The sequence below is a fragment of the Flavobacterium sp. genome (assembly GCF_044360715.1).
In the GTDB taxonomy this organism is placed as follows: Bacteria; Bacteroidota; Bacteroidia; order Flavobacteriales; family Flavobacteriaceae; genus Flavobacterium.
On sequence record NZ_JBIKJY010000008.1, the window covers coordinates 37,321 to 61,923 of the forward strand.

23 protein-coding genes are annotated in these 24,603 nt (G+C 31.6%); 15 read left to right on the forward strand and 8 right to left on the reverse strand.

Features of this window, described 5'->3' with window-relative positions; translation table 11 throughout:
- Positions 1–17: 17 nt before the first annotated feature.
- Genes ACIQ16_RS04245 through ACIQ16_RS04260 form a run of 4 tightly spaced genes read left to right on the forward strand, consistent with a single transcriptional unit; the run spans position 18 to position 3,332 of the window.
- Positions 18–905, forward strand: coding sequence for a lytic transglycosylase domain-containing protein (locus ACIQ16_RS04245; protein WP_396148957.1), 888 nt, complete (start codon positions 18–20; stop codon positions 903–905).
- A 13-nt stretch (positions 906–918) separates the two neighbouring features.
- Positions 919–1,287, forward strand: coding sequence for a sulfite exporter TauE/SafE family protein (locus ACIQ16_RS04250; protein ID WP_396148959.1), 369 nt, complete (start codon positions 919–921; stop codon positions 1,285–1,287).
- A gap of 10 nt (positions 1,288–1,297) precedes the next feature.
- Positions 1,298–2,398: a glycosyltransferase gene (locus tag ACIQ16_RS04255; RefSeq protein WP_396148961.1), complete on the forward strand. Its 1,101-nt coding sequence runs from the start codon at positions 1,298–1,300 to the stop codon at positions 2,396–2,398.
- Position 2,399: 1 nt separating this feature from the next.
- Entirely contained in the window at positions 2,400–3,332 is a 933-nt protein-coding gene (locus ACIQ16_RS04260; protein WP_396148963.1) for a glycosyltransferase family 2 protein, read from the forward strand.
- Between the two features lie 29 nt (positions 3,333–3,361).
- On the opposite strand, the gene ACIQ16_RS04265 is transcribed toward ACIQ16_RS04260, so the two are convergent.
- Entirely contained in the window at positions 3,362–3,754 is a 393-nt protein-coding gene (locus ACIQ16_RS04265; protein WP_396148965.1) for a sugar 3,4-ketoisomerase, read from the reverse strand.
- Between the two features lie 2 nt (positions 3,755–3,756).
- Positions 3,757–4,851, reverse strand: coding sequence for a glycosyltransferase (locus tag ACIQ16_RS04270; protein WP_396148967.1), 1,095 nt, complete (start codon positions 4,849–4,851; stop codon positions 3,757–3,759).
- Positions 4,852–4,958: 107 nt separating this feature from the next.
- On the opposite strand from ACIQ16_RS04270, the gene murQ reads away from it, so the two are divergent.
- The 4 genes from murQ (at position 4,959) to ACIQ16_RS04290 (ending at position 7,502) form a co-directional block, all read left to right on the forward strand.
- Positions 4,959–5,777, forward strand: a complete 819-nt coding sequence (murQ, locus tag ACIQ16_RS04275) for an N-acetylmuramic acid 6-phosphate etherase (RefSeq protein WP_396148969.1) — start codon at positions 4,959–4,961, stop codon at positions 5,775–5,777.
- A gap of 7 nt (positions 5,778–5,784) precedes the next feature.
- The gene (locus tag ACIQ16_RS04280) at positions 5,785–6,006 is read left to right on the forward strand and encodes a DUF6095 family protein (RefSeq protein WP_396148971.1); all 222 of its coding nucleotides are present in this window, start codon (positions 5,785–5,787) and stop codon (positions 6,004–6,006) included.
- Between the two features lie 202 nt (positions 6,007–6,208).
- Complete coding sequence (locus ACIQ16_RS04285) at positions 6,209–6,574, forward strand: DNA topoisomerase IV (RefSeq protein ID WP_396148973.1); 366 nt, start codon at positions 6,209–6,211, stop codon at positions 6,572–6,574.
- Between the two features lie 70 nt (positions 6,575–6,644).
- Entirely contained in the window at positions 6,645–7,502 is an 858-nt protein-coding gene (locus ACIQ16_RS04290; RefSeq protein ID WP_396148975.1) for a TerC family protein, read from the forward strand.
- A 54-nt stretch (positions 7,503–7,556) separates the two neighbouring features.
- Here ACIQ16_RS04290 and ACIQ16_RS04295 read toward each other — a convergent pair whose 3' ends face one another.
- The 4 genes from ACIQ16_RS04295 to ACIQ16_RS04310 form a co-directional block, all read right to left on the reverse strand.
- On the reverse strand, positions 7,557–10,292 hold the full coding sequence (locus ACIQ16_RS04295; RefSeq protein WP_396148977.1) for a DNA gyrase/topoisomerase IV subunit A: 2,736 nt from the start codon (positions 10,290–10,292) through the stop codon (positions 7,557–7,559).
- 54 nt (positions 10,293–10,346) lie between these two features.
- Positions 10,347–12,209, reverse strand: coding sequence for a DNA topoisomerase IV subunit B (locus ACIQ16_RS04300; protein ID WP_396148979.1), 1,863 nt, complete (start codon positions 12,207–12,209; stop codon positions 10,347–10,349).
- A gap of 224 nt (positions 12,210–12,433) precedes the next feature.
- Complete coding sequence (ychF, locus tag ACIQ16_RS04305; RefSeq protein WP_396148981.1) at positions 12,434–13,528, reverse strand: redox-regulated ATPase YchF; 1,095 nt, start codon at positions 13,526–13,528, stop codon at positions 12,434–12,436.
- Positions 13,529–13,621: 93 nt separating this feature from the next.
- Positions 13,622–13,972: a 4Fe-4S dicluster domain-containing protein gene (locus ACIQ16_RS04310; protein ID WP_353077466.1), complete on the reverse strand. Its 351-nt coding sequence runs from the start codon at positions 13,970–13,972 to the stop codon at positions 13,622–13,624.
- Between the two features lie 107 nt (positions 13,973–14,079).
- On the opposite strand from ACIQ16_RS04310, the gene ACIQ16_RS04315 reads away from it, so the two are divergent.
- From ACIQ16_RS04315 to ACIQ16_RS04345, 7 genes are all read left to right on the forward strand, one after another.
- Positions 14,080–15,138 (forward strand): acyl-CoA reductase, encoded by a 1,059-nt coding sequence (locus ACIQ16_RS04315; RefSeq protein WP_396148985.1) that lies wholly within the window; start codon positions 14,080–14,082, stop codon positions 15,136–15,138.
- A 1-nt stretch (position 15,139) separates the two neighbouring features.
- Positions 15,140–15,268: a hypothetical protein gene (locus ACIQ16_RS04320; protein WP_353077461.1), complete on the forward strand. Its 129-nt coding sequence runs from the start codon at positions 15,140–15,142 to the stop codon at positions 15,266–15,268.
- A gap of 105 nt (positions 15,269–15,373) precedes the next feature.
- Complete coding sequence (gene serC, locus ACIQ16_RS04325; protein ID WP_396148987.1) at positions 15,374–16,447, forward strand: 3-phosphoserine/phosphohydroxythreonine transaminase; 1,074 nt, start codon at positions 15,374–15,376, stop codon at positions 16,445–16,447.
- Between the two features lie 90 nt (positions 16,448–16,537).
- Positions 16,538–17,494, forward strand: a complete 957-nt coding sequence (locus ACIQ16_RS04330) for a D-2-hydroxyacid dehydrogenase (RefSeq protein ID WP_396148989.1) — start codon at positions 16,538–16,540, stop codon at positions 17,492–17,494.
- 89 nt (positions 17,495–17,583) lie between these two features.
- Positions 17,584–17,913, forward strand: coding sequence for a DUF6787 family protein (locus ACIQ16_RS04335; protein WP_396148991.1), 330 nt, complete (start codon positions 17,584–17,586; stop codon positions 17,911–17,913).
- A 79-nt stretch (positions 17,914–17,992) separates the two neighbouring features.
- Positions 17,993–20,824 (forward strand): excinuclease ABC subunit UvrA, encoded by a 2,832-nt coding sequence (gene uvrA, locus ACIQ16_RS04340; RefSeq protein ID WP_396148993.1) that lies wholly within the window; start codon positions 17,993–17,995, stop codon positions 20,822–20,824.
- A 29-nt stretch (positions 20,825–20,853) separates the two neighbouring features.
- A complete protein-coding gene (locus ACIQ16_RS04345) occupies positions 20,854–21,576 on the forward strand; it encodes a TIGR00730 family Rossman fold protein (protein WP_353077452.1) in 723 nt (240 codons plus the stop codon).
- Between the two features lie 70 nt (positions 21,577–21,646).
- Here ACIQ16_RS04345 and ACIQ16_RS04350 read toward each other — a convergent pair whose 3' ends face one another.
- Together ACIQ16_RS04350 and gyrB are read right to left on the reverse strand one after the other, a co-directional pair.
- Positions 21,647–22,657: a DUF6588 family protein gene (locus ACIQ16_RS04350; RefSeq protein ID WP_396148995.1), complete on the reverse strand. Its 1,011-nt coding sequence runs from the start codon at positions 22,655–22,657 to the stop codon at positions 21,647–21,649.
- Positions 22,658–24,598, reverse strand: a complete 1,941-nt coding sequence (gene gyrB, locus ACIQ16_RS04355) for a DNA topoisomerase (ATP-hydrolyzing) subunit B (protein ID WP_396148997.1) — start codon at positions 24,596–24,598, stop codon at positions 22,658–22,660.
- Positions 24,599–24,603: the final 5 nt, after the last annotated feature.

Consider the following 24,603-nt stretch of genomic DNA (forward strand, 5'->3'; position numbering starts at 1 on the left):
AAATAACCTGTATACAAATGAAAAACTTACATAAAACCTTAATTTTAATCCCATTGTTTATTATTTGCGGATTTTTAATTTATGCAACTTCATACCAAAACGTGCCAAAAAAAAATCATATAGAATATCCTACTGATATGGATTTTTGTGGGGAAAAAGTGCCAACCAATCAAGCAGATGTAAAAGAACGTTTGGATAGAGAAATGTTAGTAAATATTAATTTAAATGCCTCGACTGCCATTTTAATTAAAAGAGCCAATAAGGTATTCCCCATTATCGAACCCATATTAGCGAAATATAATGTTCCAGATGATTTTAAATATTTAGCTGTAATTGAAAGTGGCTTAATTAATGCCATTTCGCCATCTGGTGCAAAAGGCGTTTGGCAATTTATGCCAGGAACTGCTAAGGAAAGTAAATTAGAAGTAACGGATCAAGTAGATGAACGTTATCATATTGAAAAATCTACACAGGCTGCTTGTGAATATTTAATTAAGGCCAAAAATAAATTCGGAAATTGGACAGTAGCTGCCGCATCTTACAATGGCGGTATGACGGGATTACAAAATCACATTAATTTTCAACAAACTTCAGATTATTATAGTTTATGGTTAACCGATGAAACCTCTCGTTATGTTTTCAGAATTTTAGCTTTGAAAGAAATTATGAAAAATCCAGAAAAATATGGCTATCTAATTCCAAAAGAAGCTTTATATCCGAAAATTAGCACAAAAAAAATAATGGTTGACTCTACTATCACAAATTTGTCTACATTTGCTATACGTCAAGGGATTAACTATAAAATTTTAAAAACACATAACCAATGGTTACGTGATAAAAAGTTAGATAATCCAACAAAAAAAATATACGAAATTGAAATTCCATTAGAAGGATATAATAAATAAAATGAAAAGTAAAATGACCTTACAAATAATATTGTCTTTAATTCTTATCGGAATTTTAGCAGGAGTACTAAGCGGATTGGTTGGCGTTGGCGGCGGCATAATTATGGTGCCCCTATTAGTCTTGCTTTTCGGATTTAATCAGCACCAAGCACAAGGTACAAGTTTAGCCGTTTTAGCAGTACCTGTAACAGCAGTAGCTGTTTTTACGTATTATAAAGAAGGTCAGATTAATATAAAATACGCTGCCATAATTGCTGCTTTTTTTGTTATTGGAAGTATATTTGGAAGTAAACTTGCCTTAACATTAGATCAAAAAATGTTGAAGAAAATTTTTGCCATAGTGTTACTAGTTATTGCAGGAAAAATGCTTTTGGATAAATAATTTATTTGCCTTGAAAAGAAAAAAAATTGTAATTTCAGGTATTAACATGGTTGAAGGTGGTATTTTCACTATCCTTCATAATGCGTTACATGAACTTTCAAATTTTATAAAGAATGAAGAAGTTGAAGTTATCGCTTTAGTACATGACGCCTCGAAATTTCAATTTTCAAATATTACAATTATTGAGATTCCACTTTCAAAAAAATCTTGGTGGTTTCGCTTATATTACGAATATTTTTATTTTAAAAAACTATCTAAACAAGTACAACCTGATATTTGGTTTTCACTTCATGATACCACACCAAATATAGTAGCAAAAAAACAATTTGTCTACTGCCATCATCCAACAACATTATTTAAACCTACTTGGAAAGATTGGAAATTTAATTACAAAATTGGTGTTTTTTCTGTTTTGTACGACATGCTATTTAAAATAAACATCACTAAAAACCATACTGTTTTTGTACAGCAACATTGGATAAAAGAAGTATTTGAAAAGCGATTTAACATCTCAAATATAAAAGTTGCCATTCCTGAATATGTGGAGGAAATTACTTCAGAAAAATACAATTTTGAAGCTAATAAAATTCATTTTTTCTATCCGAGTTTTCCAAGAAGCTATAAAAATCATGAAGTAATATTAAAAGCAATAAAAGCATTGCCTAAAAACATTTCAGAACAGACGCAATTTCATTTTACAACGATTAAAGATTCTAAAGAAAAATACGCGCAATTTTTAGTGAATGAATATGGTTTTTTAGAAAATGTACATTTTTATGGAAAAGTAAAAAGAAGTCAGTTACTTTCTATGTATAATGCTATGGATTGTTTACTTTTCCCATCAAAAATAGAAACTTGGGGCTTGCCAATTTCTGAAGCAAAAGCGTATAATAAACCGATGTTTTTAGCTAATTTACCTTATGCCAAAGAAGCTTGTGGGAATTATGAAAAGGTATCGTTTTTTGATGAAAATAATTCTTCTGATTTAGCAAAACTAATTACTGAATTTGTAGAAGGTAATCCTACGTTTCAAGGAAATACTTCACCTTTTGACACTAGTAAAGATTTACACAACTGGAAAGAAGTATTCCAATATATTTTAACTGATTAATATGCCTTTTTTCACTGTCATAATTCCGCTTTACAACAAAGAAAAGTATATTAAAAACGCAATTGAAAGTGTTTTAGATCAGACTTTTACAGATTTTGAAATACTAGTTGTTGACGATTTTTCTTCAGATAAAAGTGCTGTAATTGCCTCAAAATTTGAATCAGAAAAAGTGCAATTAATTTATCATGAAAAAAATTGCGGCTTATCAGCAACAAGAAATACTGGAATTAAAAAAGCAAATTCTAATTACATTACTTATTTAGATGCAGATGATTTATGGAAACCAACTTTTTTAGAAAGCATCTTTCAATTAATTCAAAATTTCCCAGAAGCAAGAATTTTCGGAACAAATTATGAAGAAGTTTGGGATACAGTAATTAAGAATCCTCGCAATGGATCTGAAATTTTACCAATAAATTTTACAGGTTATATAAACTTTTTCAAAATAAATGTAAAGCAAGGAATTTACACGCATGGTTCTGTATGTTTTCATAAAGAAGTATTTGAAAAGATTGGTTTTTATAATGAAAAAATAAGTTTTTCAGAAGACTTAGATTTTAATATTAGAGCCAATTACAATTTTAAACTGGCGTATACTAACTCGGTACAAATGAGTTATTTTATGCAAACAGAAAACCAAATTACACAGAGTTCATTGCTTAACAAAACCATTCCTGATTTTGATAGTTATGAAAATTGGTCAAAAAACGATTCAGATTTAAAAAAATATCTCGATTTTGAACGATATGTTTTAGGAAAACGCTTAAAGAAAAATAACGATTTGCGTTGGAAAAAAATGATTACAACTATTGATTCAAGAAACTTAAATTGGAAACAAAATGTTCTTTTGAAAATGCCTCGATTTGGGGTAAATTTTCTGGATAAATTGAAGTTGTTTTTATTAAAGTTAGGTATAAAAACAAGTACGTATTGATTTTTTTTGGATGCTGAAATCAATAATTACTATTTTATAAAGTTCAAATAATTCTTATAACTTCTAATATAATCGTTTTCCGAAAATTCTTCTGAAGCCAACACCAAACACACTGAACCTGAAGAAAAGTTTTCTAATTCTCTCCAAATGTTGTTTTCAATTAGCAAACCTTTGTCGGGTCTATTTAAAGTAACAATTTCTTTCGATTTTCCATTCTTCAAAACCACATCAAAACTTCCTGAAATAGCAAGTATAACTTGTTTAAGTTTTTTATGCGCGTGACCTCCTCGTTTTGCACCACTTGGCACATCAAACAAATAATACACGCGTTTTACATCAAAAGGAATCGTATCATTTTCAATAACACCAATATTGCCTTTTGTATTGTTTATTTTTGGAATATCTATGATTTTATAATTCATTTCTATTTATTAAAAAGGTTCAACCATTGGTTACCAATAGTTTCTAAACTAAACTGTTTCACACTTGATACCGCATTTTCTTTACAATGTAAATATAAATTATTATCCAATACAAATAGATTCATCGCTTCAATTAGTTTGTCAGTATCCTGGTTCTCAATTAATAATCCGTTCTGTTTGTTAGTAATAATTTCGTTTGGTCCCGATGCGTAATCCCAAGAAATTATTGGGGTGCCACAAGCTAAAGATTCTAACAAAACCATTGGCATACCTTCATATTTACTTGTTGAAATTGTAAATAATGCATTTTTATAATATCGAAATGGGTTTTTTACGTTGCCTTTAAAAATTACCATGTCTTGTAAATTATAACTTTCTGCTAATTTTATCCATTTGTTTTTCAGTTTTCCATCGCCTAAAATAATTAATTTAATTCTTTTGGATGGTAAAATCGAGTTGGCGTAACATTCAACTAATTTATTAAACTGCTTTATGTTTTTATTCATACTTCCAGCAGATAAAACATATTGGAAATCGTCAGTAACTTCTTGTTTTGATTGGTTTGAAATGAATTCAAAATCAATAGGATTGTAAATTAGTTTAGTGGGTAAAAAATTATAATTTTTATTGACTTTCTCCTGAATTCCTTTCGAAACAGAAATAAATTGCTGACAATTTCTGTATAATAATTTCGCTAAGAATTTATTTTTCGGCACATACGATTTGATTTTATAACTATGTATGGTTTGTATAAATTTAGGAAATACAAAATTATGAATTATCATTTCTTGTAAAAAATACTCTTTGGTTCGAAAATCAATTACATAATCGAAATGATTGGTGTCAAAAAATTGTTTTAAGGCAAAAAATCGTTTACTTCTACTCCACCAACTATTTCTTTTATCTTTTAAATGCTCTAAATGAAATAATTTACCAGAATAATCATAGGCTACTTTTCCTGAAAACACAACGTGATAAACCTCTATATCTTGATTTTCAAAATAGTTTGATAATAATGCTGCACAGCGTTCGGCACCTCCATCAGAAAGCGTTACGGTAACCAAGCAAATTTTTAATCTGTGAGATTTTTGACTCAAAAGTTATAGTTTTTAACAAATATAAAAATATTCAATAAACTATGGTTGTCATTCTTTAAATTTATAAATACTTTGTATATTTGAACAACAATAATAGGGCTAAATATATGACATTTATAAAAACTACAGAGCAAGCATCAAAATACGAACATTTAGAAAAAATGTCTGTAAACGAATTGCTTACTCACATCAATACAGAAGACAAAACAGTTCCATTAGCAGTTGAAAAAGCGTTACCAAATATTGAAGTATTAATTGAACAAATTATTGCTAAAATGAAAATAGGTGGACGATTATTCTATATTGGCGCTGGAACCTCTGGTAGATTAGGCGTAGTTGATGCAAGTGAATGTCCGCCAACGTTTGGTGTAGATTTTGATACCGTTATTGGAATTATTGCAGGTGGCGATACCGCTATTAGAAAAGCCGTTGAATTTGCTGAAGATGATAAAGAACAAGCGTGGAAAGACTTACAAGCGTGGAAAATTAATGAAAATGATGTTGTAATCGGTATTGCCGCTTCTGGAACGACTCCGTATGTGATTGGCGGATTGCAAAAATGTAATGAAAATAATATTATTACCGGAAGTATCAGTTGTAATGCGCAAAGTCCGCTTTCGCAAACAGCAAAATATCCTATTGATGTAATTGTAGGACCTGAATTTGTTACAGGTAGTAGCAGAATGAAAGCAGGAACAGCACAAAAATTAGTATTAAATATGATTTCTACGTCCACTATGATTGCTTTAGGTAAAGTAAAAGGCAATAAAATGGTAGATATGCAATTAAGTAATGATAAATTAATTGATAGAGGAATACGAATGATAATGGATGAAATTCCAGTGTCGTATGAAATAGGAGAAAAATTATTACAAGAGTATGGCAGTGTAAGAAAAGCTGTTGATTTTTATACTAGCCAAAAATAAAGATAATATGTCTGTAAATAAAATAATACTAAACAAAGGACTTCGTATATTATTAGGTTCACTACCTACGCTATTTGTAGGTGTTTTTATCTTAAATAGTAGTTTTAAAAATCAAAAGCATCCTTTATTTATTTATGTGGCGATTTTAGGAATTATAATTTGTGGGTTTTCTGTTTACTTAATGTTTAAGGGCATTAATACGATAATGAAAAGTATGTTTGAGAAGTAAAAGTGGAAAGTTGCTAAGTAAAAAGTTTCTAAGTTTCTAAGTTGCAAAGTAAAAAGTAGCAGAGTAAAAAAATAGTTAATCTATGTTTTCTATGGATAGCGAAGCTACTCAAATTAACATAATATTTCCTATGTTCCTATGTGTTTAATAAAAGTGAAAAGGATTTAACTCGATAATTATCAGAATTGTTATAAAACATAAAATGAAAAAAATAATATTACTATTCGCATTAACACTTGTTTCTTGTTACAATCAAGAAAGAAAGTGTACCGATTTTAAAACCGGAAAATTTACTTCAGAAACCACTTTTGATGGTAAAAAACTAACGAGTTCATTTGAAAGAAATGATTCTATTCAAATTGAAAACTATAATAAAGTTATTGACACTTTTTCTATACGATGGATAAATGACTGTGAATATATTTTAGAAAATGTGAAGCCAAAAAACAGAGCAGAAAAAAAAGCAATTCACGTTAAAATACTAAATACCAAAGACTTAAAATATAATTTTGAATATTCATTTGTTGGAGATGCAAAAAAACAATTTGGTTCTGTAACTAAATTATAGTTTTCAACGTAAAATATATGTGTGTCTTATAAAAGGCTAAATTCTAAAAACAAAATCTATACCTTACCAAATGGAAATATTAACCAACCCAGACGCTTGGATTGCCCTATTAACCTTAACTTTTTTAGAAATTATTCTTGGAATTGATAATATTGTATTTTTATCAATTGTGTCTGGTAAACTTGAAGAAAAAGACCAGCCTAAAGCAAGAAGAATCGGATTGTTGTTAGCTATGACATTTCGAGTTATACTGCTTTTTGGTATAACTTGGGTAATGAGTTTAAATAAATCATTTTTCGATTTTGATTTAGGGTTTTTATCAGGAGAAATATCTGGACAAAGCATAATTATTTTTGGTGGTGGATTATTTTTATTATACAAATCCGTATCCGAAATACATCATAAACTTGAAGGTGATGAAGAAGGAACTAATGGAAAAGCCAGTAATACATTAGGTGCTGCTATTTTACAAATTGCTTTGTTAAATATTGTTTTCTCGTTTGATAGTATTTTAACGGCAATTGGTTTGGTAAGTGCTGCTGAGCCACCAGTTGGTTTTGGTGCAGCTGGTGCAATTGAAATTATGATTATGGCAATTATTATTTCAATTATAATTATGATGATTTTTGCAGGACCTGTAAGCAAATTCGTAAACAATCACCCAACCATACAAATTTTAGGATTATCGTTCTTAATTTTAATTGGAGTGATGCTTTTAGCAGAAGGTTCACATTTAGCTAATTTTAAATTCTTTGGTGGTGAAACCGTTCATAGTATTCCAAAAGGATATTTATACTTCTCTATTTTCTTCTCGTTATTTGTAGAGTTTTTAAATCTAAGAATGAAGAAAAACAGCAAAAAACCTGTGGTTTTATACAATAATAAAATTATGGATGAAAAATTAAAAGATACTGATGTAACGAATTAAATTATAAAAAAAACCTGACAGGTTTCGAAAACTTGTCAGGTTTGTATTTGAAATTTACTCTAAACTCAACGTTATTTGTCCGTCATCGTCTAATTCAATATTAAAATCTTGTGATTCAGAATTAGACTCTTCAGTAACCATAGCTTCTGGTTCGTCTAAAATCTCTTCATAAGGTAATGATTCTAATATGTTTATCTGTTTTATTTTATCTGTAGTCAATTGATTTCCAAGCGCTTTAATTCCTTTAACAGCAATAAACTCATCTAAATTTACAATCTGATTGTCTTTTTGTACGCCTTTCACTTTCGCATAAACTACCTCAGCCATTGGCAACCAATCTGTTGAAATAATTTCTAATTGAGACGACTCGTGTTCTGTTATAAAAATTTCTTCTTTATTTTCGTTTTCAATTAAGAAACGTTTTACAAAATAACGCTCTTTTTCACCATCGTAATAAATTGCAGAAATTGGTTTCTTAGGATTCCATTTTTCCATCACAATCATATCTTCATCAAAATGCGTGGTCAATTCTGGAATAATGGTTTTAATTTTTCCCGATTGATTCGCGATAAGCAATCTATCGTTAGGTTTAAATTCACCTAACAACTCACCTCTTCCATCTACATTTAAACGATGAACCGTATCATCAAACCAAATTTTTCTTGGTCGAAGTGTTGAAATTCCTTTTTCTTTTAATTCAATTTTCTTGATTGGATATTTTGTAACCGTATTTCCTTTACTTGCACGGCCTTTAATGGCAATATCAGAAAAATCTTGATCCCATTTCAGTTTCTTAATACTTCCCACTTGACGCAGTAAAATAGTCACCACCTCAGCTTCTCCATTTGGATTAGCAGAGAAATATAAGACTTGCGAACCTGGTTTTTCTTGCGTTAAATCGTAAAATTTATCACGAGTTACTCCAGAAACATTAAATCGTTTAATAAATGTGGAACCGTTTTTACCATCACGATAAATCATATTATAAATGGTACGTTTGTCGTTTTTATCGAAAACCGCAATATGAATGATATCTTTACCTACGAATTTTTTATCGTCTACTTTGGCAATCATCATTCTTCCATCTCTTAGGAAAACAATTACATCATCAATATCGGAACAATCGGCCACATATTCATCTTTCTTCAAACCTGTCCCAAAGAAACCTTCTTCTTTGTTCACGTATAATTTGGTATTACGTAAAACTACTTTTGTAGCTTCAATCGTATCAAAACTTCTTAATTCCGTTTGACGCTCTCTTCCTTTTCCGTATTTTTCTTTTAATTTGGCGAAATAATCAATAGCAAAATCAATTAAATTATCTAAATGATGTTGAACTTCTTTCATTTCGTCTTCTAACTTCGCAATAAAATCGTCCGCTTTATCCGAATCAAATCGCGTGATACGAATCATTGGAATTTGCGTTAATTTCTGTAAATCTTCATCTACGATTTCACGAACAAAATACTTTTTAAACGGTTCAAATTGTTTGTACAAATATTCGTAAAGTGTTTCTCTGTCCGAATACAATTTGAAATCGATATACATTTCTTCACGAATGAAGATCTTTTCTAAAGTAGAAAAATGCCATTTTGTTTTTAATTCTTCTAATTGAATTTCTAATTCTTTTCGAAGTAATTCCACGGTTCTCTCTGTAGAAATTTTCAACATATGAGACACACCAACAAAAAGCGGTTTGTTATCTTGAATTACACAACCTAAAGGCGCTACAGAAGTTTCACAAGCCGTGAAAGCATATAACGCGTCAATAGATTTATCTGGCGAAACACCAGGGAAAAGATGAATTAATATTTCTACCTCAGCAGCGGTATTATCTTCAATCTTTTTAATTTTTATTTTTCCTTTTTCATTGGCTTTCAGAATACTATCAATCAATGTTGACGTATTCGTTGAAAACGGAATTTGAGTAATCACTAACGTTTGCTTGTCTAATTGCGAAATTTTAGCACGAACTCGAACTCTACCACCACGCATACCGTCATTATAATTCGAAACGTCTGCAATACCAGCCGTTTGGAAATCAGGATAAATGGTAAATGGTTTTCCTTTTAAAATTTTTATAGACGCGTCTATTAATTCATTGAAATTATGAGGTAAGACTTTTGTTGACAATCCAACCGCAATTCCTTCGGCTCCTGAAGCTAATAATAATGGAAATTTAACAGGTAAATTGTTTGGTTCAGCTCTACGACCATCGTAAGAAACACCCCAATCAGTAATTTTTGGAGAATATAAAACCTCTAAAGCAAATTTTGACAAACGTGCCTCAATGTAACGAGAAGCTGCTGCACTATCGCCAGTTAAAATATTTCCCCAGTTTCCTTGACAATCGATTAGCAATTCACGCTGCCCAATTTGTACCATAGCATCACCAATACTGGCATCTCCGTGAGGATGATACTGCATCGTGTGCCCTACAACATTTGCTACTTTGTTATAACGACCATCATCTAACTCCTTTAACGAGTGCATAATACGACGTTGTACGGGTTTGAAACCATCTTCAATAGCAGGAACAGCACGTTCTAAAATTACATACGAAGCGTAGTCCAAAAACCAATCTTTGTACATTCCTGTAACTTTGGTAATGGTGTCTTCCGGATTTTCGTCGTTTTCGTAAAAATGTTGTCCTTCGAAGTGTTTGGCGTCTACTTCAATAATCTCTTCAGAAAGCTCATCCTCTTGATTATCATCAATTGAATTATCCTCTGAATTGATATTATTCGTATTTTCTTCTTCTGGATGAATGTTTTCTTCTTCGTCTTTCATTATGCTGAATTTATTTTCTCTGATTTAACAAAGAGTTTCAGTATGTTTTTTTCTTTAAACTTCCTCTTCCACCACATCTAATTCTACCTTCAAGTTATTAATAATAAACTCTTGACGGTCGGGTGTATTTTTACCCATATAGAATTCTAATAATTTCTCAATAGACGTGGCTTTATCTAACATTACAGGATCGAGACGAATGGTTTCTCCAATGAAATTTTTAAACTCATCTGGCGAAATTTCTCCTAATCCTTTAAATCGGGTAATTTCTGGTTTTGGCTTTAGTTTTTCCATCGCCGCTTTTCGTTCTTCTTCCGAATAGCAATAAATGGTTTCTCTTTTATTTCGAATTCTGAATAATGGTGTTTGCAAAATATATAAATGCCCTTCTTTAATCATTTCAGGAAAAAACTGCAAGAAGAAGGTAATTAACAACAAACGAATGTGCATACCATCGACATCAGCATCGGTTGCAATTACGATATTGTTGTAACGTAAATCTTCCATACTTTCTTCAATATTCAATGCCGCTTGCAATAAATTGAATTCTTCGTTTTCGTACACAATTTTTTTGGTCATACCATACGAGTTTAATGGCTTACCACGTAAACTAAAAACGGCTTGTGTATTTACATCACGACTTTTAGTAATGGAACCAGAAGCTGAATCTCCCTCAGTAATAAAAAGCGTACTCTCTAAACTTCTTGGGTTTTTAGCATCGGTTAAATGCACTCTACAATCGCGTAATTTTTTGTTGTGAAGATTGGCTTTCTTTGCTCTGTCTTTTGCTAATTTTCTAATTCCTGATAATTCTTTTCGCTCACGCTCGGCTTGAAGAATTTTGCGAAGTAAAGCATCGGCAACTTCAGGATTTTTATGTAAGAAGTTGTCTAACTTCGTTTTCATAAAATCGTTTACAAACGTTCTAACCGATGGCGCATCAGGTCCCATATCGGTAGAACCTAATTTGGTTTTCGTCTGACTTTCAAAAACGGGTTCTTCCACACGAACCACAATGGCCGAAACAATTGATTTACGAATGTCTGACGCTTCAAAAGGTTTGTTATAAAACTCTTTTATGGTTTTTACTAATGCTTCTCTGAATGCCCCTAAATGCGTTCCACCTTGTGTAGTGTTTTGTCCGTTTACAAAAGAATAATATTCTTCTGAATATTGGGTTTTACTATGCGTAATGGCTACTTCAATATCATCGCCTAAAAGGTGAATAATTGGATACACCATATCTTCTTCGGCAATGTTTTCCTCTAATAAATCTTTTAAACCATTGTCTGAATAATATTTTTCGCCATTAAAATATATTGTTAAACCTGTATTTAGGTAACAATAATTTTTAAGCATTTTAATGATATACTCATTACGATACTTGTAGTTTTTAAAAATAGCTTCATCAGCAACGAAAGATACTTTTGTACCTTTTCGCTTGGTAGATTCTATAACATCTTCTTCAAGAGTTAAATTTCCTGCAGAAAATTCGGCGGCTTTTTGCTGGTTATCACGAACCGATTCTACACGGAAATAATTTGACAACGCATTAACTGCCTTGGTTCCTACCCCATTAAGTCCTACTGATTTTTTAAACGCTTTGGAATCGTATTTTCCTCCTGTGTTCATTTTAGAAACAACATCCACCACTTTTCCTAAAGGAATACCACGACCATAATCGCGCACCGTCATCATTTTGTCTTTTAAGGTGACTTCAATTACTTTACCAGCACCCATTACAAATTCGTCGATACAGTTATCGAGAACTTCTTTTAATAAAATATAAATACCATCATCTGGTGATGAACCATCTCCTAACTTACCAATATACATCCCTGGACGCATACGAATATGCTCTTTCCAGTCGAGTGAACGTATATTATCTTCGTTATATTGATCTTGTTGCTCTTGCATAAATCGGAATTTGTATTTTTTGCAAGATAAAGGATTTCATTAAAAAATAAAAATGGTTTTTAAAGAAGTTATTAAGAAGTTTTCAGTTTTAGAATATAGAGAATAGAACACAAAATATAGACTTAAAACTGCAATTAAATTTGATTTCTTAAATAATTGGCAAGAAAAAAACCGTTACATTTCTGCAACGGTTTTCTCTATATTCTATTCTCTATATTCTAAAATTACACATTAAAACGGAAATGCATTACATCACCATCTTTTACAATGTATTCTTTTCCTTCTACTCTTAATTTTCCTGCTTCTTTACATTTGGCTTCTGTACCGAAATTAGAATAATCTTCAAAAGCAATTACTTCTGCACGAATAAATCCTTTTTCAAAATCAGAGTGAATTACTCCTGCTGCTTGCGGAGCTGTATCACCAACTTGAATGGTCCAAGCTCTAACTTCTTTTACACCCGCTGTAAAATACGTTTGTAAGTTCAATAATTTATAAGCTGCACGAATTAAAACTGCCGAACCTGGTTCAGATAATCCCATATCTTCCAAGAAAACTTGACGTTCTTCGTAACTTTCTAATTCTGTGATATCCGCTTCGGCTCCTACTGAAAGAATGATAACTTCTGCTTGTTCGTCTTTTACTAATTCTTTAACTTGGTCTACATATTTGTTTCCATTTACAGCTGATGCTTCATCCACATTACAAACATACAAAACAGGTTTAGCTGTAATTAATTGAAATGCTTCATATAAAACTTCTTCTTCATTACCATTTGGCACAACCGTTCTTGCCGATTTTCCTTGTAATAAAGCTTCTTTAATTCTATCTAAAATTCCTTTTTCTATTTTAGCCTCAGCGTTACCGGTTTTAGCTCCTTTATTTGCTTTTTCTAAACGTTTTTCAACCGTTTCTAAGTCTTTTAATTGTAATTCGATGTCAATAGTTTCTTTATCACGAATTGGGTTTACATTTCCATCTACGTGAACAATATTGTCATTATCAAAACAACGTAACACGTGAATAATGGCGTTACATTCTCTAATATTTCCTAAAAACTGATTTCCCAATCCTTCTCCTTTACTCGCACCTTTAACTAAACCTGCAATATCAACAATATCAACAGTAGCCATTTGCACACGTTCTGGTTTTACCAATTCTTCCAAACGATTGATTCTTGGATCTGGAACATTTACTACACCAATATTTGGCTCGATAGTACAAAACGGAAAATTAGCACTTTGTGCTTTTGCGTTTGATAAACAATTAAATAACGTTGATTTTCCAACATTTGGTAAGCCTACAATTCCTGCTTTCATATTTTAAAGCCCCTAAATCCCCGAAGGGGACTTCACATCGGTTCAATTTATTATTATTTTACTATCAAAAACGCCACTTTGGGGTTTAAGGTATTATTCGTTATGCAAAAATGCTTGTCTATTTAAAAGTGTTTCTTCACTTTCTACGTGATTATCATCTGGTACACAACAATCAACTGGGCAAACTGCCGCACATTGAGGTTCATCGTGAAACCCTTTACATTCAGTACACTTTCCTGGAACAATGTAATATAAATCATCAGAAACTGGCGTTTGTGCCGCATCTGCATCAATTTCTGTTCCGTCTGGTAAAATTATTTTTCCTGAAAGTTTGGTTCCGTCTTTCCAACGCCAATCATCCGCACCTTCATATATTGCAGTATTTGGACATTCTGGTTCACAAGCCCCACAATTAATACATTCGTCTGTTATTATAATTGCCATTATTCCTTTTGTTTAAAAGTTTAAAGTTTAGAAGTTTATAAAATCTGCTTTTTACTTCGTAACTTTGTGCAAAAATACAACGTAAACTAAATATAAACAAGTTACATATGTTACAAATTGAAATAAAAAATAATTTTGTTGAATTGGGAAAGTTTTTAAGTCAATTTTCTTTAGATAATAATCAACAAAATGAGCAAGTAAAATATAATGATTTGTTTTTTAACTCGTTTGTAGATTTAATTGCCTTGTCGCAATCACATAATAATTGGTTTACACCTGAAAATGTACATTTTAGCATTTCAAGTTGGTCTGATGCTTTAACTGAAAACAACTTAAATCAGTGGCTTTCTGCGTACAATTTTATTGAAAAAGAACCCAAAAACGTAGGTTTAATTTTAGCAGGAAATATTCCGTTAGTAGGTTTTCACGATTTTTTATCCGTTTTAATTTCAGGAAATAATGTATTAGTTAAAACATCAAGTAAAGACGATTATTTAATTAAATTTTTAGCCAAATATTTAATTTCGTTGGATAATCGATTTAATGAAAAAATAACGTTTGTTGAAGATAAATTAGAAAATTACGATGCCGTTATTGCTACTGGAAGCAACAATACAGCAAGATATTTTGAATATTATTTTAAAAACAAACCTTCTATCATTAGAAAAAGTAGAAATTCTGTCGCAGTTTTGACTGGAAATGAAACTCCTGAAGAAATGACTTTGTTAAGTGAAGATGTTTTTAGATATTTTGGATTAGGTTGCCGAAATGTGTCTAAAATTTTTGTGCCGAAAAATTATAATTTCGATGCGTTTTTTAATGGAATGTATGCTCAAAAAGATGTAATTTATTATGAAAAATATGCCAATAATTACGATTATAACAAGGCGGTTTTTTTAATGAGTAATTTTCAATTATTAGATAATGAATTTTTAACTATTAAAGAAGATATCAGTCACGCCTCGCCTATTTCTTCCGTGTTTTATGAATTTTATGAAGACATAAATGAAGTAAAATTACGTTTACAACAAGATGCAGAAATGATTCAATGTGTTGTTTCAAATGGAAGTATTGAAAATTCAGTCTATTTTGGAAACACTCAAAAACCTAATTTATGGGATTATGCTGACAATGTAGACACAATGCAGTTTCTAATTAATTTATAAAATGACAGTTTCTAAAATTAGTACGATAATTAAAACACAAAAAGAAAAAGACGTACACAAACACCAACCGAAATTCAATTTGGAAGCAAAAGTAAACTCCAATCGAAAGGCATCAAAAAAAGAAAAATAATATTTTTCGAAATCGATATTGTTAATAAGTCGTTTCTATATCATAAATTTAATTTTGGGCAGATTTTCTAAAAACCTGAAATTTGCACCAAACTACAACCACATTATGAAAAAACACAATTATAGCGCAGGACCTTGTATTTTGCCACAAGAAGTATTTGAAAAATCAGCTCAAGCCATTTTAAATTTTAATAATTCCGATTTATCTTTATTAGAAATATCGCACAGAAGTAAAGATTTTGTGGCTGTTATGGATGATGCAAGAGCTTTAGTTTTAGAACTTTTGGGTATAGAAAATAAAGGATATCAAGCGTTATTTCTAGCTGGTGGTGCAAGCTTAGAATTCTTAATGGTGCCTTACAACTTAATGAAATCTGACGGAAAAGCAGCGTATTTAGATACGGGAACATGGGCAAACAATGCTATAAAAGAAGCCAAACATTTCGGGGAAACACTTATTGTAGGTTCTTCTAAAGAGGCCAATTATAATTATATCCCAAAAAACATAGAAATTCCAACTGATGCAAGTTATTTTCACTGTACTAGTAATAATACCATTTTTGGAACACAAATGAAATCATTTCCAAAAACAAATGTACCTATGGTTTGCGATATGAGTTCGGATATTTTTTCAAGAACATTAGATTTTTCACAATTTGATATTATTTACGCTGGGGCACAAAAAAATATGGGTCCTGCCGGAACTACACTGGTAGTAATAAAAGAAGAAATCTTAGGAAAAACAGGTCGTTATATTCCAAGTATGCTGGATTATGAAAAACATATAAAAGCTGAAAGTATGTACAATACGCCGCCGGTATTTCCTGTTTATGCTTCCTTATTAACCTTACAATGGTTAAAAAATTTAGGCGGAATTGCAGCTATTGAAAAAATAAACAATAAAAAAGCAGCCTTATTATATTCAGAAATTGACAGAAATAAATTATTTGAAGGAACAGCTGCCACGGAAGATAGAAGTATTATGAACGCCACATTTGTTTTAACTGACGAAAGCCTAACTGAAAAATTTGATGCGATGTGGAAAGCCGCAGGAATATCAGGATTGACTGGGCACCGTTCTGTTGGAGGCTATCGTGCTTCTATGTATAACGCACTTCCATTGGAGAGTGTTCAAGTATTGGTAGATGTAATGAAAGAATTGGAAATTAGTGCTCAGTAATCAGTATTTAGTGTTCAGAAAAATAGAATATAAATTATAGTTGAGTTTCACTTTTAAACTCATAAACTTTTTAAACTCATAAACTCAAATATGAAAGTATTAGCAAACGACGGAATTTCAAAAAGCGGAATCACCACATTAGAAAATGCGGGTTTTGAAGTAATTACTACAAAAGTAGCACAAGAACAAGTAGCCAATTACATCAATACAAATGATGTACAAGTAATTTTGGTAAGAAGTGCCACAAAAGTAAAACAAGACATTATTGATGCTTGTCCAGGATTAAAAATTATTGGTCGTGGCGGTGTTGGAATGGATAACATCGATGTAGAATATGCACGATCAAAAGGAATTCATGTAATTAACACGCCAGCTTCATCATCTGAAAGTGTGGCGGAATTGGTTTTTGCACATTTATTTTCTGGCGTTCGATTTTTACATGATGCCAATAGAAATATGCCTTTAGAAGGTGATACCAATTTCAATGGATTAAAAAAAGCCTACGCTGACGGATTAGAACTTAGAGGAAAAACAATAGGTATTATTGGATTTGGAAGAATCGGACAAGCGGTGGCGAAATTAGCTTTAGGAATTGGAATGAAAGTGATTGCTGCCGATAAATATATTAACGAAGCCGTAATTAGAGTGGATTTTTATAACGGTCAATTTATTAATGTAGATATCATCACAGAACCTTTAGAAGACGTTTTAAAACATTCTGACTTTATTACACTTCACGTGCCAGCACAAGACGGTTATGTTTTAGACAAAGCCGAATTTGAAATGATGAAAAATGAAGTGGGAATTGTAAACTGTGCTCGTGGTGGCGTAATTAACGAAGTAGCATTAATTGAAGCTATTGATAACGGAAAAGTATTATTTGCTGGTTTAGATGTTTTTGAAAACGAGCCTACTCCAGAAATTCAAATATTAATGCAACCAAAAATTTCATTAACACCACATATTGGTGCGGCTACTTTAGAAGCGCAAGACAGAATTGGTACAGAATTAGCTGAGCAAATTATTAGTTTATTGAAAAACAAATAATTCAAATGATAAATACGTTTACCAAAAATAAAATTTAGTTCCGATTTTTCGGGACTTTTTTTTATCTTTATACCGATAAATTTTAAAAAATGAATAGGTTAAAAAAACGTTGGAATATTTCTAGTAACTGGCAATTAGTGAGCATTTTGATTGTTTTTGCTATTACCGGTTTTAGTTCATTGCAACTAGCGAAACCTTTCCTGTCATTTATTGGAATTCCCGAAACCTTTCAACCGCATTGGCTATATCGTATTTTACGATTGGTATTAATTTTTCCTATTTATCAAATTTTACTTGTTTTTATAGGTTTTATTTTCGGACAATTTACTTTCTTCTGGAATTTTGAAAAGAAAATGCTAATCAGAATGAAACTAGGTTTTATTGCAAATTTTGTAGATGATAAAATTCTGAAAAAATAAAAACTTAATAAAAACAAAACTTGTTTCTGTCTTACAATTGAACTAAAAAATTGTAATTTTGCGTTTTGATAAAAATTGTATGCAACACACAGAAAATTCCATTGAAATTATTGGGGCTCGTACTCATAATTTAAAAAATATTGATGTTACCATTCCTCGCGAAAAATTAGTGGTTATCACAGGTTTGTCGGGTTCTGGAAAGTCTTCACTTGCCTTTGATACTATTTATGCGGAAGGGCAACGTAGATACATCGAAACGTTTTCTGCCTATGCACGCCAATTTCTAGGCGGTTTAGAACGTCCTGATGTAGATAAAATTGATGGATTATCTCCAGTGATTGCCATTGAGCAAAAAACAACCAATAAAAGTCCACGTTCAACCGTTGGTACTATTACAGAAATTTACGATTTTCTTAGATTATTATTTGCTCGTGCTGCTGATGCATACAGTTACAATACGGGCGAAAAAATGGTTTCTTATTCAGATGATCAAATTAAAGAATTAATTTACAATGAATTTGATGGGAAAAAAATCAACATTTTAGCACCAGTAATTCGTTCCCGTAAAGGACATTACAGAGAATTATTTGAACAAATTGCCAAACAAGGTTTTTTAAAAGTTCGTGTAAACGGAGTGATAAAAGATTTGGAATATGGTATGAAAGTGGATCGCTATAAAACACACGATATTGAAATTGTAATTGATAGAGTGGCTGTAAAACAAGACGATGACACCGATAAACGGTTAACTGAAAGCATCAAAGTAGCCATGCATCATGGAGATGATATTTTAATGGTTATTGAACAAGATGCTCAAGAAGTCCGGTTTTATAGTAGAAGTTTAATGTGTCCTACTTCTGGTATTTCGTATCCCAATCCAGAACCTAATAATTTTTCCTTCAATTCACCAAAAGGGGCTTGCCCGAACTGTAATGGTTTAGGAATTGTAAATGAAATTAATCTTCAAAAAATTATTCCTAATCCAAAATTATCAATAAAATCAGGAGGTTTTGCACCTTTGGGTGAATATAAAAGCACTTGGATTTTTAAGCAATTAGAATTTATTGGTGAAAAATACGGATTTAAGATTACGGATAATATAGAAACCATTCCTGCAGAAGCAATGGATATGATTTTATATGGTGGAAATGAAAAATTTTCAGTAGTTTCTAAAGTGATGGGCATCACTAAAGATTATAAAATTGACTTTGAAGGAATATCCAATTTCATTAAAAATCAGTTTGAACAATCCGAATCGGCAAGTATTAAACGTTGGGCAAAAGAATTTATGGACGAAAACGAATGTTCGGAATGTCACGGAACACGTTTACGAAAAGAAGTATTGTACTTTAAAATCAACGAAAAAAGTATTGGCGATTTAGTGCAAATGGATATTGTAGAATTACAACAGTGGTTTTCGGATTTACCGAATCATATGTCGGAAAAACAACAAACCATTTCTCTTGAAATTTTAAAAGAAATCAACGCTCGAATTAATTTTCTATTAGATGTTGGCTTAGATTATTTATGTTTAAATAGAAGCTCCAAAACGCTTTCTGGTGGAGAAGCACAACGTATACGATTGGCAACACAAATTGGTTCGCAATTAGTTGGCGTTTTATACATTTTAGACGAACCCAGTATCGGATTGCACCAACGCGACAATGAAAGATTAATAAAATCATTAGAAAGCTTACGCGATATTGGCAACTCGGTTTTAGTGGTGGAACACGACAAAGATATGATAGTTCGAGCCGATCACGTGATTGATATTGGTCCGAAAGCTGGTAAATATGGCGGACAAATTATTAGCCAAGGCACGCCAGCTGCATTAGTAAAAGAAAATACAATTACTGCACAATATTTAAATGGTAAAATGAAAATTGAAGTACCAAAAACGCGTAGAAAAGGTAACGGAAAATTTTTAAAATTATCAGGTGCTACAGGAAACAACCTAAAAAATGTTTCTATAGAAATACCTTTAGGACAATTAATTTGTGTTTCAGGGGTTTCTGGAAGTGGAAAATCAACCTTAATAAATGAAACGCTCTTCCCTATTTTAAATGCACACTTTTATAACGCGGTTAAAAAACCACAACCTTATAAAAAAATTGAAGGATTAGAACATTTAGACAAGGTTATTGATATTGATCAAAGTCCTATTGGTAGAACACCGCGAAGCAATCCAGCAACTTATACCGATGTTTTTTCGGAAATAAGAAGTTTATTTACTTTGACATCCGAAGCGCAAATTCGTGGCTATAAACCAGGACGTTTTAGTTTTAATGTAAAAGGTGGACGTTGTGAAACCTGTGAGGGTTCTGGTGTAAGAACTATTGAAATGAGTTTTTTACCCGATGTGTATGTAGAATGCGAAACCTGCCAAGGAAAACGTTTTAATAGAGAAACCTTAGAAATTCGTTTCAAAGGAAAATCTATTTCAGATGTATTAAATATGACAGTTGATGAAGCCGTAGATTTCTTTGAAAATATTCCAAAAATATATCGAAAAGTAAAAACCATTCAAGATGTTGGTTTGGGATACATCACATTAGGACAACAAAGTACCACTCTTTCTGGTGGTGAAGCACAACGAATTAAATTAGCCGGAGAATTATCTAAAAAAGATACGGGAAATACCTTTTATATTTTAGATGAACCGACTACCGGTTTGCATTTTGAAGACATTCGCATTTTAATGGATGTCATAAATAAATTAGTAGACAAAGGAAATACGGTTTTAATTATTGAACATAATTTAGACGTAATTAAATTGGCCGATTATATAATTGACATTGGTTTAGAAGGCGGAAAAGGTGGCGGAGAAGTTTTATGCAAAGGCACACCCGAAGAAATTATAAAAAATAAAAAGAGTTATACGGCACAGTTTTTGAAAAAAGAATTATCTTAGATCACTTATTTAATATAAAAAAGAAAAATATGAGTGGAATATACCAAAATGAAGAGGAAAGAATTCAAGATAAATTAAAACAAAAAACTTGGAACGAAGTAAGAGCAAACGATTCTTGGGCTATTTTTAAAATTATGTCTGAATTTGTAAATGGATACGAAACTATGGGACGCATAGGTCCTTGTGTATCTATTTTTGGTTCAGCAAGAACAAAACCAGAAGACAAATATTATTTACTTGCCGAAAAAATAGCATACAAAATTTCAAAAGCTGGATACGGAGTCATTACAGGTGGAGGACCCGGAATTATGGAAGCTGGGAACAAAGGTGCACATCACGGCGGTGGAACGTCTGTAGGTTTAAATATTGAATTGCCTTTTGAACAACATTTTAATCCCTATATTGACCGAGATAAAAACTTAAATTTCGATTACTTTTTTGTACGAAAAGTAATGTTTGTAAAATATTCTCAAGGTTTTGTGGTAATGCCTGGTGGTTTCGGAACATTAGACGAAATGTTTGAAGCGATTACATTAATCCAAACTAAAAAAATTGCCAAATTCCCTATTATTTTAGTGGGAACTGAATTTTGGTCAGGTTTAATGGATTGGATTCAATCTGTAATGATAGACAAATTTAAAAATGCATCACCAGAAGATTTAAAATTATTTAAAATTGTAGATAACGAAGATGAAGTGGTGGAAGCTTTAGATAATTTCTATAAAAAATACGAATTATCACCAAACTTCTAGCTTCGAGAACCTCAGCTATAAATTGAAATAATATAAAAAGTCCCGTCTTTATTAAAAGACGGGACTTTTTTTAATTTATTTTATAAGAAACACCTAAATTATAATTAAAAAACTTTCCGAAAGCAAAGGCACTAAGAAAATTAAATTTATTCAAACTATAATTTACGGCAATTTCGCCAATATAATTGGTTTTCCTTTTTTCAATTGTATCAAGCAATTGGTTTATTATTTTTTGAGCTGGAATTATATCTTCAATAGCGCCTTTTTCACCACTAACTATATAATTAAACATACTGCTGTTGACAATAAAACTTCCTAAAATTTCAAATTTATTGATTTCTTTAGATACAGCTAATTGGTAATGAAATGTATCCACAATTCCGTTTAAATTATTAATACCTAAATTTCCATATGAAGTATTAACATCTAAAAAATCAAAACTAATGTCTTCATTAGAATAAAAAGACATCGCAGAAATATGAATTTTTTTAGGTTCTAAACTCGGAAAATATTGGCTAATGTTGTGTTTTAAACCAACACCATACACTTGATAATAACCCCGCTTTAAATTGGTTTTAGTAGAAAAACGACCAATAAGTTCTGTACCACTTGGTAAAGCAAGAGATACATCTAAATACGGGTAGTTTATAGTTTCTTGGTTTACTCCTTTAGGCGTTTTTAAACGGACTTGTTGACCGTCAAAATCACCTACTAAATAATAAGTATCATCATTTCCAATTGCGGTTGGTACTTCAGCGGTGGTTTGACTGCCTTCTAACTGTAAAAATTGAAAATCAGAATTTGCAATTGTAAAACTTCTATCAGAATTTGGAACAAAAAACATATTTCCATGAATTCCCACATTAATTTCCCAATTTTCTTTCTTCTTAGCCGAATTCATCCATGCTGATGACGCTTGATAAACAGCAGCATCCGTTGCAGGAATTAAATATTGTTTTGAATACAATAGGGCATCTTCTAAAAGATACCCTATTTGTTCAAATTGTGCAGTTGTTTGTGCAGATCCAAAATTTGAAAATCCAAAAACAAACAGACTTGTTAAAACACTTAACTTTTTCAATTACGCATCAATTTTAGCGTAAGCTGCATTTTTCTCAATAAATTCTCTACGAGGTGGTACTTCATCACCCATTAACATAGAGAACACACGATCTGCTTCACCTAAATTATCAATAGTTACTTGACGGAAAGTTCTGAAATCAGGATTCATTGTAGTTTCCCACAATTGTTCTGCATTCATCTCTCCTAAACCTTTATAACGTTGAATACTTGTACTTCCGCCCATTTCCATAGAAATTCTATCACGTTGGTCATCATTCCAAGCATATTGTTTTTTGTTTCCTTTTTTAACCTGATATAAAGGTGGAGCTGCAATATACACGTGTCCGCCTTCAATTAATTCTTTCATGTATCTAAAGAAGAACGTAAGAATTAATGTAGAAATGTGAGAACCATCAACATCGGCATCACACATAATAATTACTTTATGGTAACGCAATTTCGTTAAGTTCAATGCTTTACTATCTTCTTCTGTTCCTACTGTAACTCCTAAAGCAGTGAAGATATTTCTAATCTCTTCGTTTTCAAAAACTTTGTGTTGCATCGCTTTTTCTACATTCAAAATCTTACCTCTTAAAGGTAAAATTGCTTGAAAATATCTATTACGACCTTGTTTTGCTGTACCACCTGCAGAATCTCCCTCTACTAAGTAAATTTCACATTTTTCAGGATCTTGTTCCGAACAATCTGATAATTTTCCTGGCAATCCACCGCCACCCATAACGGTTTTACGTTGTACCATTTCACGGGCTTTTTTCGCTGCGTGACGGGCTTGAGCTGCTAAAATTACTTTCTGAACAATAGTTTTTGCATCATTAGGATTTTCTTCTAAATAGTTTTCTAACATTTCTGCAACGGCTTGCGAAACTGGTGAAACTACTTCTCTATTTCCTAATTTGGTTTTGGTTTGTCCTTCAAATTGTGGTTCTTGAATTTTCACAGAAATAATTGCTGTTAATCCTTCACGGAAATCATCACCAGCAATTTCAAATTTCAATTTTTCTAATAAACCAGAAGCATCAGCATATTTTTTTAACGTACGTGTTAATCCCATACGGAAACCTTGTAAATGCGTTCCTCCTTCGTGAGTATTAATGTTATTTACGTATGAAAAAATATTTTCTGTATAAGAAGTATTGTAAATTAAGGCCACTTCAACAGGAATTTCACCTTTTTCATTTTCCATGCTAATTACATGAGAAATAATTGGTTCTCTGTTGCCGTCTAAAAACTTAATAAATTCTTTTAAACCTTCTTTAGAATGAAAGGTTTCAACAGGCTGACTTCCATCTTCTGCTAAGTGTCTTTTATCTGTTAAAGTAATTGTAATTCCTTTATTTAAGAAAGACAACTCACGTAAACGAGCCGCTAATGTATCGTAAGAATATTCTAACGTTTGTGTAAAAATAGTAGCATCAGGTTTAAACGTTACAATTGTACCTCTTTTATCTGTTGTACCAATTTGTTTTACGGGATATAAACTTTTTCCTTTTTCGTATTCTTGTTCATATACTTTTCCTTCTCTATGAACAGTGGCGCGTAAGTGGTCTGAAAGTGCATTCACACAAGATACACCTACTCCGTGAAGTCCTCCAGAAACTTTATAAGAATCTTTATCAAACTTACCTCCTGCTCCAATTTTAGTCATTACCACTTCTAAAGCAGAAATTCCTTCTTTCTTGTGAATATCTACAGGAATACCACGACCATTATCTTCAACAGTAATTGAATTATCTTCATTAATAGCTACATATATTGTATCACAATGACCCGCTAATGCTTCATCAATAGAGTTATCTACTACTTCATACACTAAATGATGCAATCCTCTAACTCCAGTATCTCCAATATACATAGATGGACGCATTCTTACGTGCTCCATTCCTTCTAACGCCTGGATACTATCGGCTGAATAACTACCTTTTTTATTTTCTTCACTCATAATAA